17 protein-coding genes are annotated in these 13,385 nt (G+C 62.7%); 8 read left to right on the top strand and 9 right to left on the bottom strand.

What is annotated here, in order from left to right:
• Positions 1-26 precede the first annotated feature (26 nt).
• Entirely contained in the window at positions 27-842 is an 816-nt protein-coding gene (locus RA302_RS25595; protein ID WP_030536568.1) for a mycofactocin-coupled SDR family oxidoreductase, read from the top strand.
• A 6-nt stretch (positions 843-848) separates the two neighbouring features.
• Here the strand turns inward: RA302_RS25595 and RA302_RS25590 are convergent, their stop codons facing one another.
• Together RA302_RS25590 and RA302_RS25585 are read right to left on the bottom strand one after the other, a co-directional pair.
• Positions 849-1,487 carry an LON peptidase substrate-binding domain-containing protein gene (locus RA302_RS25590; RefSeq protein ID WP_003940076.1) on the bottom strand — a complete coding sequence of 213 codons (639 nt, stop codon included), beginning with the start codon at positions 1,485-1,487 and terminating at the stop codon, positions 849-851.
• Positions 1,487-1,963 (bottom strand): DUF309 domain-containing protein, encoded by a 477-nt coding sequence (locus tag RA302_RS25585; RefSeq protein ID WP_030536569.1) that lies wholly within the window; start codon positions 1,961-1,963, stop codon positions 1,487-1,489. The genes RA302_RS25590 and RA302_RS25585 overlap by 1 nt, the downstream gene beginning before the upstream one ends.
• A gap of 140 nt (positions 1,964-2,103) precedes the next feature.
• On the opposite strand from RA302_RS25585, the gene RA302_RS25580 reads away from it, so the two are divergent.
• Both RA302_RS25580 and RA302_RS25575 read left to right on the top strand, forming a co-directional pair.
• Positions 2,104-2,448 (top strand): YciI family protein, encoded by a 345-nt coding sequence (locus RA302_RS25580; protein WP_003939718.1) that lies wholly within the window; start codon positions 2,104-2,106, stop codon positions 2,446-2,448.
• 6 nt (positions 2,449-2,454) lie between these two features.
• On the top strand, positions 2,455-3,696 hold the full coding sequence (locus RA302_RS25575; protein ID WP_003940594.1) for an RNA polymerase sigma factor: 1,242 nt from the start codon (positions 2,455-2,457) through the stop codon (positions 3,694-3,696).
• Positions 3,697-3,704: 8 nt separating this feature from the next.
• Here RA302_RS25575 and RA302_RS25570 read toward each other — a convergent pair whose 3' ends face one another.
• From RA302_RS25570 to RA302_RS25560, 3 genes are all read right to left on the bottom strand, one after another.
• Positions 3,705-5,117, bottom strand: coding sequence for an FAD-binding oxidoreductase (locus RA302_RS25570; protein ID WP_030536570.1), 1,413 nt, complete (start codon positions 5,115-5,117; stop codon positions 3,705-3,707).
• 62 nt (positions 5,118-5,179) lie between these two features.
• Positions 5,180-5,758: a hypothetical protein gene (locus RA302_RS25565; RefSeq protein WP_030536571.1), complete on the bottom strand. Its 579-nt coding sequence runs from the start codon at positions 5,756-5,758 to the stop codon at positions 5,180-5,182.
• A 26-nt stretch (positions 5,759-5,784) separates the two neighbouring features.
• Positions 5,785-6,393, bottom strand: a complete 609-nt coding sequence (locus RA302_RS25560; RefSeq protein ID WP_030536572.1) for a TetR/AcrR family transcriptional regulator — start codon at positions 6,391-6,393, stop codon at positions 5,785-5,787.
• A gap of 140 nt (positions 6,394-6,533) precedes the next feature.
• Between RA302_RS25560 and RA302_RS25555 the strand changes: the two genes are divergently transcribed.
• The 3 genes from RA302_RS25555 (at position 6,534) to RA302_RS25545 (ending at position 9,259) form a co-directional block, all read left to right on the top strand.
• On the top strand, positions 6,534-7,679 hold the full coding sequence (locus tag RA302_RS25555) for an acyl-CoA dehydrogenase family protein (RefSeq protein ID WP_007730036.1): 1,146 nt from the start codon (positions 6,534-6,536) through the stop codon (positions 7,677-7,679).
• Positions 7,680-7,752: 73 nt separating this feature from the next.
• Positions 7,753-8,514: a glucose 1-dehydrogenase gene (locus RA302_RS25550; RefSeq protein WP_030536573.1), complete on the top strand. Its 762-nt coding sequence runs from the start codon at positions 7,753-7,755 to the stop codon at positions 8,512-8,514.
• Between the two features lie 97 nt (positions 8,515-8,611).
• Positions 8,612-9,259 carry a TetR/AcrR family transcriptional regulator gene (locus RA302_RS25545; protein ID WP_007730038.1) on the top strand — a complete coding sequence of 216 codons (648 nt, stop codon included), beginning with the start codon at positions 8,612-8,614 and terminating at the stop codon, positions 9,257-9,259.
• 2 nt (positions 9,260-9,261) lie between these two features.
• Here RA302_RS25545 and RA302_RS25540 read toward each other — a convergent pair whose 3' ends face one another.
• The gene (locus RA302_RS25540; RefSeq protein WP_003940411.1) at positions 9,262-9,723 is read right to left on the bottom strand and encodes an SRPBCC family protein; all 462 of its coding nucleotides are present in this window, start codon (positions 9,721-9,723) and stop codon (positions 9,262-9,264) included.
• Between the two features lie 89 nt (positions 9,724-9,812).
• Here RA302_RS25540 and RA302_RS25535 point away from each other — a divergent pair, with 89 nt between their 5' ends.
• Positions 9,813-10,439, top strand: coding sequence for a TetR/AcrR family transcriptional regulator (locus RA302_RS25535; protein WP_030536574.1), 627 nt, complete (start codon positions 9,813-9,815; stop codon positions 10,437-10,439).
• A gap of 79 nt (positions 10,440-10,518) precedes the next feature.
• On the opposite strand, the gene RA302_RS25530 is transcribed toward RA302_RS25535, so the two are convergent.
• Positions 10,519-11,097: a TetR/AcrR family transcriptional regulator gene (locus tag RA302_RS25530; protein WP_007729643.1), complete on the bottom strand. Its 579-nt coding sequence runs from the start codon at positions 11,095-11,097 to the stop codon at positions 10,519-10,521.
• A gap of 34 nt (positions 11,098-11,131) precedes the next feature.
• On the opposite strand from RA302_RS25530, the gene RA302_RS25525 reads away from it, so the two are divergent.
• Positions 11,132-12,109, top strand: coding sequence for a DMT family transporter (locus RA302_RS25525; RefSeq protein WP_230587628.1), 978 nt, complete (start codon positions 11,132-11,134; stop codon positions 12,107-12,109).
• On the opposite strand, the gene RA302_RS25520 is transcribed toward RA302_RS25525, so the two are convergent.
• Positions 12,096-12,917 carry a tyrosine-protein phosphatase gene (locus RA302_RS25520; RefSeq protein ID WP_003939715.1) on the bottom strand — a complete coding sequence of 274 codons (822 nt, stop codon included), beginning with the start codon at positions 12,915-12,917 and terminating at the stop codon, positions 12,096-12,098. The two genes, RA302_RS25525 and RA302_RS25520, sit on opposite strands and share 14 nt — an antisense overlap.
• A 38-nt stretch (positions 12,918-12,955) precedes the next feature.
• Entirely contained in the window at positions 12,956-13,369 is a 414-nt protein-coding gene (locus tag RA302_RS25515) for a phage holin family protein (RefSeq protein ID WP_020970904.1), read from the bottom strand.
• Between the last annotated feature and the right edge of the window lie 16 nt (positions 13,370-13,385).

The following is a 13,385-nucleotide window of genomic DNA, read 5'->3' as shown; positions in this document are numbered from 1 at the left end:
CCACATCAGCGTCTAACGTCCCGGCCATGACACAACTGTTGGCAGGCAAGGTCGTTTTCATCACCGGTGCAGCGCGGGGTCAGGGACGCAATCACGCGATTCGACTCGCGCAGGAAGGTGCAGACGTCATCGCTGTCGACGTGTGCGCGTCGGTGTCCGAAGACGTGGGTTACGCGGCCGCGACTGAAGCCGACCTCGAAGAAACGGCTCGTCTCGTGCGAGCGGAGGGGCGCGAGATCGTCACCGCTGTAGCGGACGTCCGTGACCTCGAGGCACTGCGTGCGGCGGTGGCGTCGGGCGTCGACAAGTTCGGTCGCCTCGACGTCGTGATTGCCAATGCGGGCATCGCTACGTGGAACCGTTTCTGGGAGATGCCTGAAGAGCAGTGGTCGACGCTGGTGGACATCAATCTCAATGGTGTCTGGCGCGCGATGACAGCTGCGGTTCCTGCAATGATCGAAGCCGGCAACGGTGGTTCCATCGTGATTGTGAGCAGTGCTGCCGGCGTCGCCGAAGCGCCCGGCTGCGCGCACTACTCGGCGGCCAAGCACGGCCTCGTGGGTTTGGCTCGCACTGCTGCAACGGAATTGGGAAGCTTCGACATTCGAGTCAACACCATCCACCCTGGCGCGGTGGAGACCGAGATGGGCAACGATCCCAACGTCGGTAAGGTACTCACTACTCATCCGGAGTACATGAACTCGTACAAGTGGCCGCTCACGTCCGTCCCGCGCACCACCGTCGAGGACATCTCCAACGCCGTCGTCTACCTCGCGACGGACCTCTCCCGCGCGGTCACCGGGACGAAGATCGTCATCGACATGGGTCAGACGATGGCGTAGTTGCGCTCAGAGGAGATTGAACTGCGCGACCTCGATGGTGTTCTCGACTGCCTCCGAGAGTGTGCGAATACGTTCGTCGGCGCCTGGCGCGGTCAAAATCGCCAGGCGATCGGCGTCACCCATCGGAATGCTCCTGGCGAGGGCATACAGCCGAGAACCCAGCGGATCCAAGGGATCCGGTGGGACGGGCATTCGCGGAGTCTGTTCGCCGGCCCGAAGTGCGAGCTTTCCCAACATTCCGTACATGAACTCGATGCGCTCGAGGAGCGAGTCGTATTCGTAAGCAGTGACTGGTGTTCCGTTGTTCTCGTCAGGCCACAATTCGACCTCGGCAAGTGGGTAGGGATCGTCCGGCAGCCATCGATTGACCCGGATGCGGTCTTCGGTCCGGCAATACAACTGATACCGCCCGGCACCCATGGCGACATGAGACTCGATCCGAGCCAGAGTGCCGACGTCGTGACGTGATTCGCCGCCACCGACCTCGTGGCCACGAGCGATGAGCACTACTCCGAACAGTGGGCCGTCGGCAGCTTCGAGAACGTTCTCGACCAGTGCGCGATACCGAGGTTCGAAGATGTTCAGGGGCAACACCTCACCCGGTAGCAAAGCGGAGCCGAGCGGAAACATGGGGAAGATGGGCATCAGGGGATTCTCAACCTCGGAATCGGAGGGGCGGGGAAATCGCCGGGGCGATCGATTTCGGCGAGCAGGTGCTCGGACCACGTCAGTAGACCGGGGATATCGAGGCCGTGCGGACTCTCGACCTCGTAGTGCCTGATGCGGTCGTGACCCTGGCCGAGGAGTGAGACGGCGCCGGTGTTGTTGCCCCGAAGCAGATGGGTGAGCCCGACGGCCAACTGAGCCAGTCCCTGCCACAGGTCACGTTCCTCGGGCGGCGCGCTTTTCCACGTTCCTTCGAGAATCTCGTGTGCGTGGAAAGGCATGCCGTGGTCGAGGAGGCGCTGCGCCTCGGTGATCGACTCGTCTGGTGGCAGGCGTACATCGTCCGGAATGCGCGGGACACCGCCCGTTGCGTCGCGTGGCAGTGGACGTCCGAGTCCGTCACGGGGCCGCGAATTGAGGGGTTTCCCAGCGGCGTCCCGGTCGCGTTCGGTCATACACTCAGCCTAACGGCAGCGTCTCGGCCGAACTCGCCAAAAGTTTTTTCGAGTCGCCTGTCGATTCCGGGGAGAACCGTTCGTCGTCATGTTGTAAGGCAAGAAAGCCGCAAGAAAAACAACAGACCAAGGAGTCAGTCATGAAGTACATGTTGCTCATCTACACCGCACCCGGCGGAGACACCGAACCCCAGTGCACGTTCGAGGACTGGCAGCAATACGACAAGGAAATGAAGGATGCCGGGATCTGGGTGTCCGGCGATGCCCTCGCCGATCTGACGACTACGACGACGGTTCGGGTCTCGCAGTCCGGAGAAAAGACCGTCACCGACGGACCCTTCGCAGAAACCCGTGAAATCCTCGGCGGCTACGACGTCATCGACGTTCCCGATCTGGATGCGGCGCTTTCATGGGCCGCGCGGTGCCCCGGCGCGCGCGACGGCGGCAGCGTCGAGGTGCGTCCACTGGCCGGGTTCGGGGACTGATTCGCCGTGGACGAGCAGGCCGAGAACTCCATCGAGTCAGTGTTCCGGGAGGAACGCGGACGACTCTTGGCCTCGCTCGTCCGCCGCTTCGGTGATCTGGATCTGGCCGAGGAAGTCACCTCCGAAGCCGTCGAGGCCGCGTTGGTGCACTGGCCCGTGGACGGAGTGCCGGCTAAACCCGGCGCCTGGCTGCTGACCACGGCGCGTCGTAAAGCCGTCGACAGGCTTCGTCGTGATCAGGCCTATGCGGCGCGATTGGCGGTGATGCAGGTGGACGCCGATCGTGCCGACCCGGCGCCGCCCACGGTCGACGGAGAACTTCCCGACGAGCGGTTGCAGCTGTTCTTCACCTGCTCGCACCCAGCGCTGGCCGAGGACGACCGAATCGCACTCACCTTGCGTTGCCTCGGCGGGTTGACGACGCCCGAAGTCGCTCGGGCCTTCCTCGTTCCTTCGGCGACGATGGCGCAGCGGATCGTGCGCGCGAAGAAGAAAATCCGTCAGGCTCGGATTCCCTTCCGCACTCCCAGCGCCGAAGAACTCCCGGAACGTTTGCCCGGTGTTCTGCAGGTGATCTACTCGGTGTTCACCGAGGGGTACGCAGCGAGTTCGGGTCCGGATCTGCAACGCGTAGACCTGGCGGTGGAGGCGATCAGGCTGGCGAGGATCTTGCGCGCATTGCTTCCCGATGAGCGCGAGATCGCCGGGTTGCTTGCATTGATGCTTCTCGTCCACGCGCGTCGGGATGCCCGTACCGACGCCGCCGGCGGGATCGTGCTCCTCGAAGACCAGGATCGCGGGTGTTGGGACCAGCCGATGATCGAGGAAGGCAGCGACCTCGTCGTAGTCGCGTTGACCGGGGGAGCGCCGGGGCCGTACGGGGTGCAGGCCGCCATCGCCGCATTGCATGACGAGGCCGCAGATGTGGAGAGCACCGACTGGCCGCAGATCTGCGCGCTCTACGGAGTGCTTCTCACGTTGACGCCTTCGCCCGTCGTCGCAGTCAACAGGGCAGTGGCGCTGGCGATGCGCGACGGCGAGGAAGTCGGGCTGACTGCGCTGGAGGAACTGGCAGCGGAGCCCAAACTTGCCGACTACCATCCGTATCACCTTGCACGAGCCGAACTACTTGCTCGGTTGGGGCGCACCGACGCAGCGGCATCCGCGTACCGACAAGCTCTGAAACTCGTTGGTACGGAACCGGAGCGGGCCTACCTGGAGCGTCGGTTGGGTGAGATCTCGGACTGAGCGGCGCCTCAGACCAATTCGAGTCTTCGGGCCATGTCGGACACGAAAACACCTGTCGGATCGATATTTCTGCGTATCTGGATCCACTCGTCGATTCGCGGATACATCGAGTGGAACCTTGCTGCGGTAGTCCGAGAGTCCTTGGCGGTGTAGAGGCGACCGCCGAATTCGAGTACCCGTTCGTCGAGGGAAGCGACGAACTCACCCAGGCCGGACTTGATCGGGAAGTCGAAGGCGACGTTCCACCCGGACATCGGAAAGCTCAGTGGCGCTGCGTTTCCCTCGCCGAAAAGTTTGAAGACGTTGAGAGCTGAGTAGTGTCCCGAACGCTGGATATCGCGGATGATGCTCTTGAATTCGTCCACCGCGTCGACGGGCACCACGAACTGGTATTGCAGGAATCCCTTGGACCCGTAGGCACGGTTCCACTCACCGATGAGGTCGAGCGGATGGTAGAACTGCGTCAGGTTCTGCACCTTCCCGACGTAGTTGCCGCCGGTGCGGTAGTAGAACTCGCCGATCGCTGACGCCGAAAGCTTGTTCATCAAGCCGTTGGGGAAAACATCCGGTGTCGTGAACAGTTGTGGCGCATCGAATTTCAACGGATTCTTCTGCAATTTCAGCGGAAGCTGGTCGACGGTCGCCAACGAACCACGCGTGATCGAGGCCCGGCCGAGCTTCGGCGGCGCACTGACTGCATCGAACCAGGCGCTCGAATACGTGTAGTCGGCTTCGCTGCCGTCGCTGTGAAAAGCGACGGTTTCATCAAGACTCGCGGTCAGAGCGCCGTCGTTGGCGAAATACGCCGTTTCGGTCGGCGTCATCTCGAGGGTGACGCGCAGGATGATCCCGGTCAGTCCGATCCCGCCGACGGTAGCCCAGAAGAGCTCGGATGTCGGGCCATGCGGCTCCAAGGTTCGGATACTGCCGTCAGCAGTGAGCAGATTCATCGAGCGGACATGATTTCCGAAGCTGCCCTCGGCGTGGTGGTTCTTGCCGTGAATATCGCAGGCGATCGCTCCGCCGATGGTTACCTGGCGTGTTCCGGGGAGAACCGGGACCCAGAGGCCGAACGGTAGTGCCGCGCGCATCAGCTGATCGAGAGAGACTCCCGCGTCCATCTCCACGAGACGGGACTCGGCATCGATCTTGTGAATTCGACGGAAGGCGGTCATGTCGATGACCAAGCCGCCGGTGTTCTGCGCGTTGTCTCCGTAAGACCGGCCCAGACCACGAGCGATGACTCCACGTCGGAGGTGCAACGGCTTGTCCGCGTTGTCGTCTGCGACGCGGGCGACGGCCTTAGCGATCGCCTCTACATCAGGGGTCGAAACGACGTGCGAGGTCGTTCGGGCTGTGCGACCCCAACCGCCGAGGACGGTGGACGCAGCGGTTGGCAGATCGGTGGCGTAGTCGGACACGAAATCCGAGGGTACCTGTTTGCGGACCACCCGGTCTGAAACCTTTGGTTGCGCCGGTGCTCTTATCGAGGGACGTCGAGATCGAAGTACAGGGTCTCGGACCAGTAACCGAGGCCGAGCTCGCGTAGCGGTTCCTCGACGCTCTCCTGAGTCGGCGTGAACAGCCGCTCCCAGAAGCGCGGCTTGGCGGGTGCGAGTGTGGCCAGAGCCGCCTCCATCTCGGCGTCGATGTCCGCCAGACCGGTCATCAGGGCCGCGCCCTGTTCGGCGAACGGTTCGTCGTCCATGTCGAAGATCTCGCCGCACTCGAGGACGAAGTAGTGGTCGGGTTCGGTGTGGCTGCGCAGGAAACGCAGCGCATCGCCGGCCATCGGGCCGAGTTCGGGATGATCGATGCGGCCGAGGAAGTCTTCGAGCCGGGCGATACCAGGACCACAGGGCGCGGTGACCGCGATCAGGTCTGGGGTGTCGTCCCAGATGATCGACTGGTGGGCGAAGGGATTCACGGACACAAGGATCCTCGGGACCAGCGGAATCGCGTACGACCACTCGGAGATACCGGTGAGACCTCGGGCGCGAGCGGCAGCCGGATTCTCATGCGGGGCAACAGGGGTCGAGTAGAGATAGGTGCGGTTGGCCACTGGCCGAGTCCTTTCTGCGGTCGGCGTCACCTGATTCGGGCGGCGCCCACCATCCTCAATGCCAGGTCTCCGTACAGTTTTCCGATGTCTTCCGGATTCGTGTAGTTGCCGGCCGGGAACCAGCGGCACACGTCGACGCACAGGGACATCAAGGCGAGGGTGACGCCTTCGGCATCGGGGATCGTGAAATCGCCCGACTGCACGCCGGCATCGACAACCTCCCGGACCACCCGCGTCGTGCTGCGGCGAAGCGCGACGACGGTTCGGTAGTGCTCTGGTGTGAGGGCAGTGAGTTCGTACTGGACGACGCGAGCGAGTGAATGGTGCCCCGCCTGCCAACTGGCGAAGGTGCTGATCAGTTCCTGCAAGCGAACCGACGGTTCTTCACCCGGTCGGTCGGCGCCCTCGACCACCTTCAACGCTTCGGTGTGGCCTTCGAAGCTGATCGCGAAAAGCAGTTCTTCTTTCGAGCGGTAGTGCGGGTACATGGCGGCGGGACTCATGTCGAGTCGCGCGGCGATGTCACGGGTGGTGGTGCCGCCGTAGCCGGCAGAGGCAAAAGCGTCCACGGCTGCCGCGCGGATACGGGCCGCAGCTTTGGAGGGGCTGATCACCACGTCAGGTGAATCGCTCACGGTTTCCTCCAGGTGTGACGGATTTCGATGTTGACAATATCCCGCTCTCGATTCACTATAAGCAGGTGCTTAGATTCTAAGCGAATGCTTAGGAATATCGTTACGTGTGGCTTTGCCACGCCGAAAGGAAGCAACTCGTCATGCGTCGCACTCTGTACGGACCCGATCACGAGGCATTTCGCGAATCTGCTCGCGAATTCGTCAACCGGAACATCCTTCCGGTCGCAGAGAAGCTGATCGACCAGCGCTTCATCGATCGTGAAATCTGGCTCGAAGCGGGACGCAACGGCTTCCTCGGACTCGAGGTTCCGGAGGCGTACGGCGGAAGCGAAGCCGGCGACTACCGCTTCAACGCGGTTCTGGCCGAAGAGCTCTCGCGCGCCAGTGCAGCTGTTGCCTCGAGCTTCGGCATTCACGCCGACGTCGTTGCTCCCTACCTCGTTCAGCTCACCACCGAAGAGCAGAAGCAGCGTTGGCTGCCCAAGTTCTGCACCGGTGAGATGCTGACGGCCATCGGCATGACCGAGCCTTCCGGTGGATCCGACCTCGCCTCGCTCAAGACCACTGCGGTCAAGGACGGCGACGACTGGATCATCAACGGCTCCAAGACCTTCATCACCAACGGCTACAACGCCGACCTCGTGATCGTGGCGGCTCGGACCAGTCCCGAGAAGAAGTCCAAGGGCATCACCCTCTTTGCCGTCGAGACCGGCATGGAAGGCTTCGAGCGCGGACGCAAGCTCGACAAGGTCGGCCAGCACGAGTCCGATACCGCCGAACTGTTCTTCGAGAACGTTCGCGTGCCGTCCACCAACATCATCGGTGAGATCGACCGCGGCTTCATCCACATGATGGAAATGCTGCCGCAGGAGCGCGTCGGCGCTGCGGTGTCCAACATCGCGCACGCCGCTCCGATCCTCGAAGAGACGCTGCAATATGCCAAGGACCGCAAGGCTTTCGGTCAGCCGATCGGCTCGTTGCAGTGGAACAAATTCCTTCTCGCGGATCTCGTCACCCGCATCGAGGTCACCCAGGCCTACGTCGACAACTGCGTCGCGGCACACGCTGCCGGCGAGCTGACCGCCATCGACGCCGCCAAGGCTAAGTGGTGGACCGCGCAGGTGCAGAACGAGGTCCTCGATCACTGCGTTCAGTTGCACGGTGGCTACGGCTTCATGACCGAGTACCGCGCCGCTCGCGCGTGGATGGACGCCCGCGTCACCAAGATCTGGGCCGGATCCAACGAGATCATGAAGGAACTCATCGGCCGCGATCTCGGCCTGTAATTTCGCAACTGCAGTCGATACGTCACTGCAACCGCCACTTCCCGAACCCGACGACACAGGAGCATCACCGCGCATGTCTGTTCTCGACAAGTTCTCTCTGACCGATCGAGTGGTCATCGTGACCGGTGCGTCGTCGGGCCTCGGGGTGGCGTTTGCGAAAGCCGCAGCAGAGGCCGGCGCGGACGTCGTCCTCGCTGCTCGCCGCGTCGACAAGCTCGAAGACACGGCCAAGCTCGTGCGTGACGCAGGCCGCGAAGCATTGTGCGTGGCCACCGACATCGTCGATCCGGCTCAGGCTCAGAACATGGTCGACGCCGCGATGGAGAAGTTCGGCCGCGTGGACGTGCTGGTCAACAACGCCGGCGTCGGAACTGCCGTTCCGGCGACCCGCGAGACCCCGGACCAGTTCCGCGCCGTCATCGACATCAACCTCAATGGGTCCTACTGGGCAGCGCAGGCCTGCGGCCGCGTCATGCTCCCGGGCAGCTCCATCGTCAACATCTCGAGCATTCTCGGATTGACGACCGCCGGACTCCCGCAGGCCGCCTATGCGGCGAGCAAGGCAGGCGTCGTCGGATTGACCCGCGACCTCGCACAGCAGTGGGGAACGCGCAAGGGCATTCGCGTCAACGCGATCGCGCCCGGCTTCTTCAAGTCGGAAATGACGGACCAATACAACGACGGTTACTTGGACGCGATGGCTTCGCGCCTGATCCTCGGCCGCATGGGCGATCCGGAAGAGCTCGCGGCCACCATGGTGTGGCTCGCGTCCGAGGCCGGCGGATACGTCACCGGTCAGACCATCGCCGTCGACGGAGGAATCACCATCACCTGACGCCGATGCCCAGATGTCGCCGGCTTTGCCGTATAAGTAGCTGGTGACCTCTCGCGCCGAACCTCAGGAGAACTGGGAAGACCGTCCGCCACCATCCATGGCTGCGACGGAGCTTCTGCGTGACCTGCCGGTGACTGCCCGCGGCGTCCGGACCAGGGCTTCTCTGGTCGCAGCGGCTCGAACGGTGTTCGAGCGCGCAGGGTATCTCGACGCCCGTCTCACGGACATCACCAAGGAAGCGAACTGCTCCACCGGCACGTTCTACACCTACTTCGACAACAAAGAGCAGATCTTCGCCGCAGTTCTCGACGTCGCGCAGGAAGACATGCTGCACCCAGGCATGGGACGGGTCCGCGACGTCGACAATCCGTATGCGGTCCTCGAATCGAGCAACCGTGCCTACCTGACGGCTTTTCGCCGCAACGCCAAACTCATGGGCCTACTCGAGCAGGTATCGCACATCGATCCGGCCTTCGCGAAACTGCGTCGGGACCGAGCCGAGACCTTCATTTCTCGTAATGCCCGAGCCATCGAACGCTTGCAAGCAGCTGGCAAGGCAGATGCCTCGTTGGACCCGCTGTTGGCTTCCCGAGCACTGTCGGCGATGGTGAGCCGTCTTGCCTACAGTTCATTCGTCTCCGAGGAACCTGGCGCCGACGGCAACCCCGTCCCGTTCGAGGACGTCGTCAAGACGGCTACTCAGGTGTGGGCCAACGCGCTGGGACTCGAAGGCGACCGCGGGTAGTTTCAGCCTTCGCCGCGGGCCGCGAACTGCTCCTCGAGGCTGTGGCGCAGTGTTTCCTCGCTGTTCTTGACAGCGTTTTCGACGAACGGCCCGATCAATCGGCCGAGTGCCTTGCCGGCAATGCCGCCAGGCAGTTTGTAGGCGAAGTCGACGGAAAGCTCGGTCTTGGAATCGTCGATCGCGGCGAACTCCCACGTGGACGAGTTGGATACACCGCCGAGCGAGGACAGCTTGATGATCCGATTCTTCTCCCACTCGGTGACCTCGAGTTTGGAGCGCAACGTGCTCGGCCCGATCTGCATGGCCGCGTCGAACGTGGCGCCGAGTCCCTGATCGAACTCTCCGAACGGGGTGAACTCGGAAACACCGAACATCCACGTCGGGACATTGCGGTAGTTGTCGATGTAGTCGAAGGCGACATCAACCGGCACGGCAGCAACCGCGGTGTGGCGAACATGGATCATGACTGGTCCCTGTCTTTCGGTGAACACCGACTCTAACCAATGGCTCCGACGTGTTCGGCGGCGGCGCAAGAGCGATCTACGGTATCGGTATGACGAACGAGCTTCCGGTACGCGGGTCCTGGCGCGATTACGAAGACCTGGGACTACCGAAACCGCTCGCTGCGGCGTTGGAGGCGTTCGTCGAGCAGGGCTATCACGGGACTTCGATCCGTGACGTCGCGTCGCGGTCCGGGCTGTCGGTGCCGGGGCTCTACCACCACTACCCGTCCAAGCAGGCTCTGCTGATCGGTCTGGCGACCGTTGTGATGACGGAGTTGTTGGAGCGAAGCCGCGCCGCCGAACTCGATGCCGGGGACGATCCCTCTGATCGCTTCGACGCGGTGATCGAATCTCTGTTGCGGTTCCACATGTTTCGGCGCGAGCAGTCGTTCGTCGCCTCCTCGGAGATCCGCAGCATGGAGCCCGACAGCCGGGCTGGTTACATCGCCCAGCGCGACGAACAGCAGAAGCAGGTGGACCGGATCGTCCTCGACGGCGTCGCTTCGGGCGTGTTCGAGGCCGACCATCCCGAGGACGCCAGCAGAGCCGTGGTGACGATGTGCGTCGCCGTCGCGGTCTGGTACCGACCGGACGGTGAGTTGTCTCCGGACGAGTTGGTGGAGAGGTATTTGGAGATAGCGAGGCGCATGGTGGGGGCGAAGCGGGTGGGGGAGTGACTGTGGGGGCGAAGCGGGTGGGGGAGTGACTGTGGGGGCGAAGCGGGTGGGGGAGTGACTGTGGGGGCAACTGCGCGAATCAGTCTGAATTTTTGAGCAATTCGAGCGCCGCGTCCCGGCCGGCGCCGAAGGGGTCGGTGCCGATACCGATCCCGTCTGCGACGAGGGCACCTTCGTGAAGCAGCATGATTGCCTCGACGAGACGTTCGTCGGCTAGTCCGTCCGTCGCCAGAATGCGCCGGAAAAGGTCTGACATCTCCCGCTTTTGTTCGGCGATGACAGCGAACACCGGATGTGAGTGATCGCTGAACTCGGCGTGCGCGTTGATCATGCTGCACCCTTTGCCTCCGCTCGCCTTGGACCAGGAGGCGGAAGCGTCGAATACCGCACTCAACTGTTCGGCGCGGCTAGCTCCGGCTGATGCGAGCTTCTCGTCGCGAAAGATTCGCCACCGCCGATCTCGAGCCCTCAGGTATTCAACGACGAGACCGTCTTTCGAGCCGAACCGTTCGTACAAAGTCTTCTTCGTGACCCCGGCGTCCAGTGCGACGGTATCCACGCCTACGGCATGAATCCCCTTTTCGTAGAACAGCTTCGACGCAGACTCCAGAATGCGACGCGCTTTCGGAGTCAATTCGGGTGTGGATTCCTCTGCCATGGACAAAAGTATACCGATCTGTATAGTCGGGCTCATGAGTAAACAGATCGGTATACCTCGGATCGTGACCTCGAGATCTGCCGTGACGGCTACCTTGTCGGTCCTGTTCGTCGCGTGCTGGAGTTCGGGATTCATCGGAGCCAAACTAGGCGCCGGCAGTGCCGGGGTCCCCACGCTGCTGATGTGGCGTTTTCTCCCGCTCGCGGTGGTACTGCTCCCGATTGTCTGGTTCTCCGCCCGGCGCCAGAACACGATGCCGACACCACGGGCTCTCGGCAGGCAGGTGGTGATCGGGATGCTCTCCCAGAGCGGCTACCTGTTGTCGGTGTACTGGGCAGTCGATCTCGGCGTGAACACCGGAACAACTGCGCTGATCGACGGTATTCAGCCGCTGGTGGCTGCCGCGCTGCTCGGTCCGGTCCTCGGTGTCGCAGTCCCGCGTATGCAGTGGGTCGGTTTGGCGATCGGAATGGGCGGCGTCGTGATGGTCACGGCAGCCGATGCCGGGGCCGGTACATCGGCGCCGTGGTGGGCGTACGCGATTCCGTTCCTGGGGATGCTCAGCCTGGTTGCATCCACCTTCGTCCAGCAACGCGCTCCCACGTCCACACCGCCACTGCAGGCTTTGGTCATCCACTGCTCAACCAGCGCAATAGTTTTCACAACTCTGGCGATCGTCTCGGATGCTGCCGTACCGCCGAGTGTCAGCACATTCTGGATCGCGTTGCTCTGGTTGATCGTGTTGTCCACCTTCGGTGGTTACGGGCTGTACTGGCTGTTGCTCCTCCGCATCGGCATTACGTCCGTCAACACCCTGATGTTCTTGATCGCCCCCGTCACCGCGGTCTGGGGCGCACTGATGTTCGGAGAATCCTTCACTCCGTTCACCGCGCTCGGCTTGGCGGTGGGCATCGTCGCCGTCGTCGTGGTCACCCGGGTGGGCAATCGCCCGAAGAAGCAGGACGAGGGCACGGATTCCTGCCCGCCGAGAGCTTCGATCACGTCGCGCTGATGAAGGCCGATCGGGATGTGAACCGCTCGCGGAGCGCGGTGAGTTGCTCTGCGGTGAGCTTCAGTCCGTTGATTGCGTAGTCCTCGACGGTGCCGAAGTGCGTGCGCATTTCGTCGAGAGCTGCGTCGAAATAGCTGTCACGGACTCCGAGGAGGGGTCGTAGCACTTCTGCGTCAACGCCTTTGCTCGCGGCGAAGTCGAGGATCGGTTCTGTCATGGGAGCCAGATCGGTGTTCGTCTCCAGGTAGTCGGCGCGTACATCGGCTTCGTCGGCCCCGAGGAGGAGTAGGAAAGAGGTCGCGGCCCACCCGGTTCGATCCTTGCCGGTGGTGCAGTGGAAAAGTGCTGCCCCGGTGCGTTTTTCGTCGATGAGGTCGAGGTAGAACGTGCGATAGGCGTCTAGAGCGGACGGCAGGCTGACGAAGTTGCGGTTGGCTTCCTCCATCTGTGCGATCCCACGTCCATCGCTGATGGTCTCGGCGTATGCGACCGGGTCCGTCATGAGTAGTCCAGTGGCCGCGGCGTTTTGGGCATTGTCGGCAAGTACGTCGAGCCAGACTGTGCGCGTCGAGTCAGGGAGATTGTCGAGTGCGCCGTCGCGCTCGGCGGCGGTCCTCAGGTCGTATACCGTCCGGACGTCCAAGTCGGCGACCGCGGCAAGGTCGTCGCCGTCGAGTTTCGCCAGAGTCGCCGAACGATAGAGCGCGCCCGCGCGGACGGTGCCGTCCGCAACAGGAATGCCACCGAGGTCCCGGAAGTTCGGAGCGGTCTTCAGGAGAACGCGGCGATCGAGCGGGTGAGTTGGCATGGCTGACTCCTTGTGGGTTCCGTTTCCGAACTGATCATTCATGCCTTCTGCACACTGCGCACGAGCTTTTCGGCATTGCGTCTCTTGATCCACTTGTCGATGACGAGAGCCATGAAGATCCACCCGCCCAATGCCGTGATCACCCACACGATGATCGGGGCGAGGATCCAGGACCCGACGCCGCTGATCTCGATACCGTCGGGGACCAGGGTCGCAACCCAGAGCGCGAGCAGTGTGGCGACCAAGCCGACACCACCCGCGAGCGGAGCCGCGTAGTGCAGTGCCACGCTGAGCACGAATGGGCCGAGGATCATGTGTGCGAGGGTGAATACACCGATAGCAGCCAAGAAGCCGTTCACGCTCAGGCTGACCCCGGGAAGAGCAAAATGCACGACGATCAGCGCGATCGCGCCGAGAACACATTGCGAAATGAGCTGAAATAACAGACGCATGGCTTGTACCTCCGTG

This window comes from Rhodococcus sp. DN22 (assembly GCF_036669995.1).
GTDB classification, from domain to species: domain Bacteria; phylum Actinomycetota; class Actinomycetes; order Mycobacteriales; family Mycobacteriaceae; genus Rhodococcus_F; species Rhodococcus_F erythropolis.
Note: the sequence above shows the minus strand (reverse complement) of the source record. Positions and strands in the feature narration are given on the sequence as shown.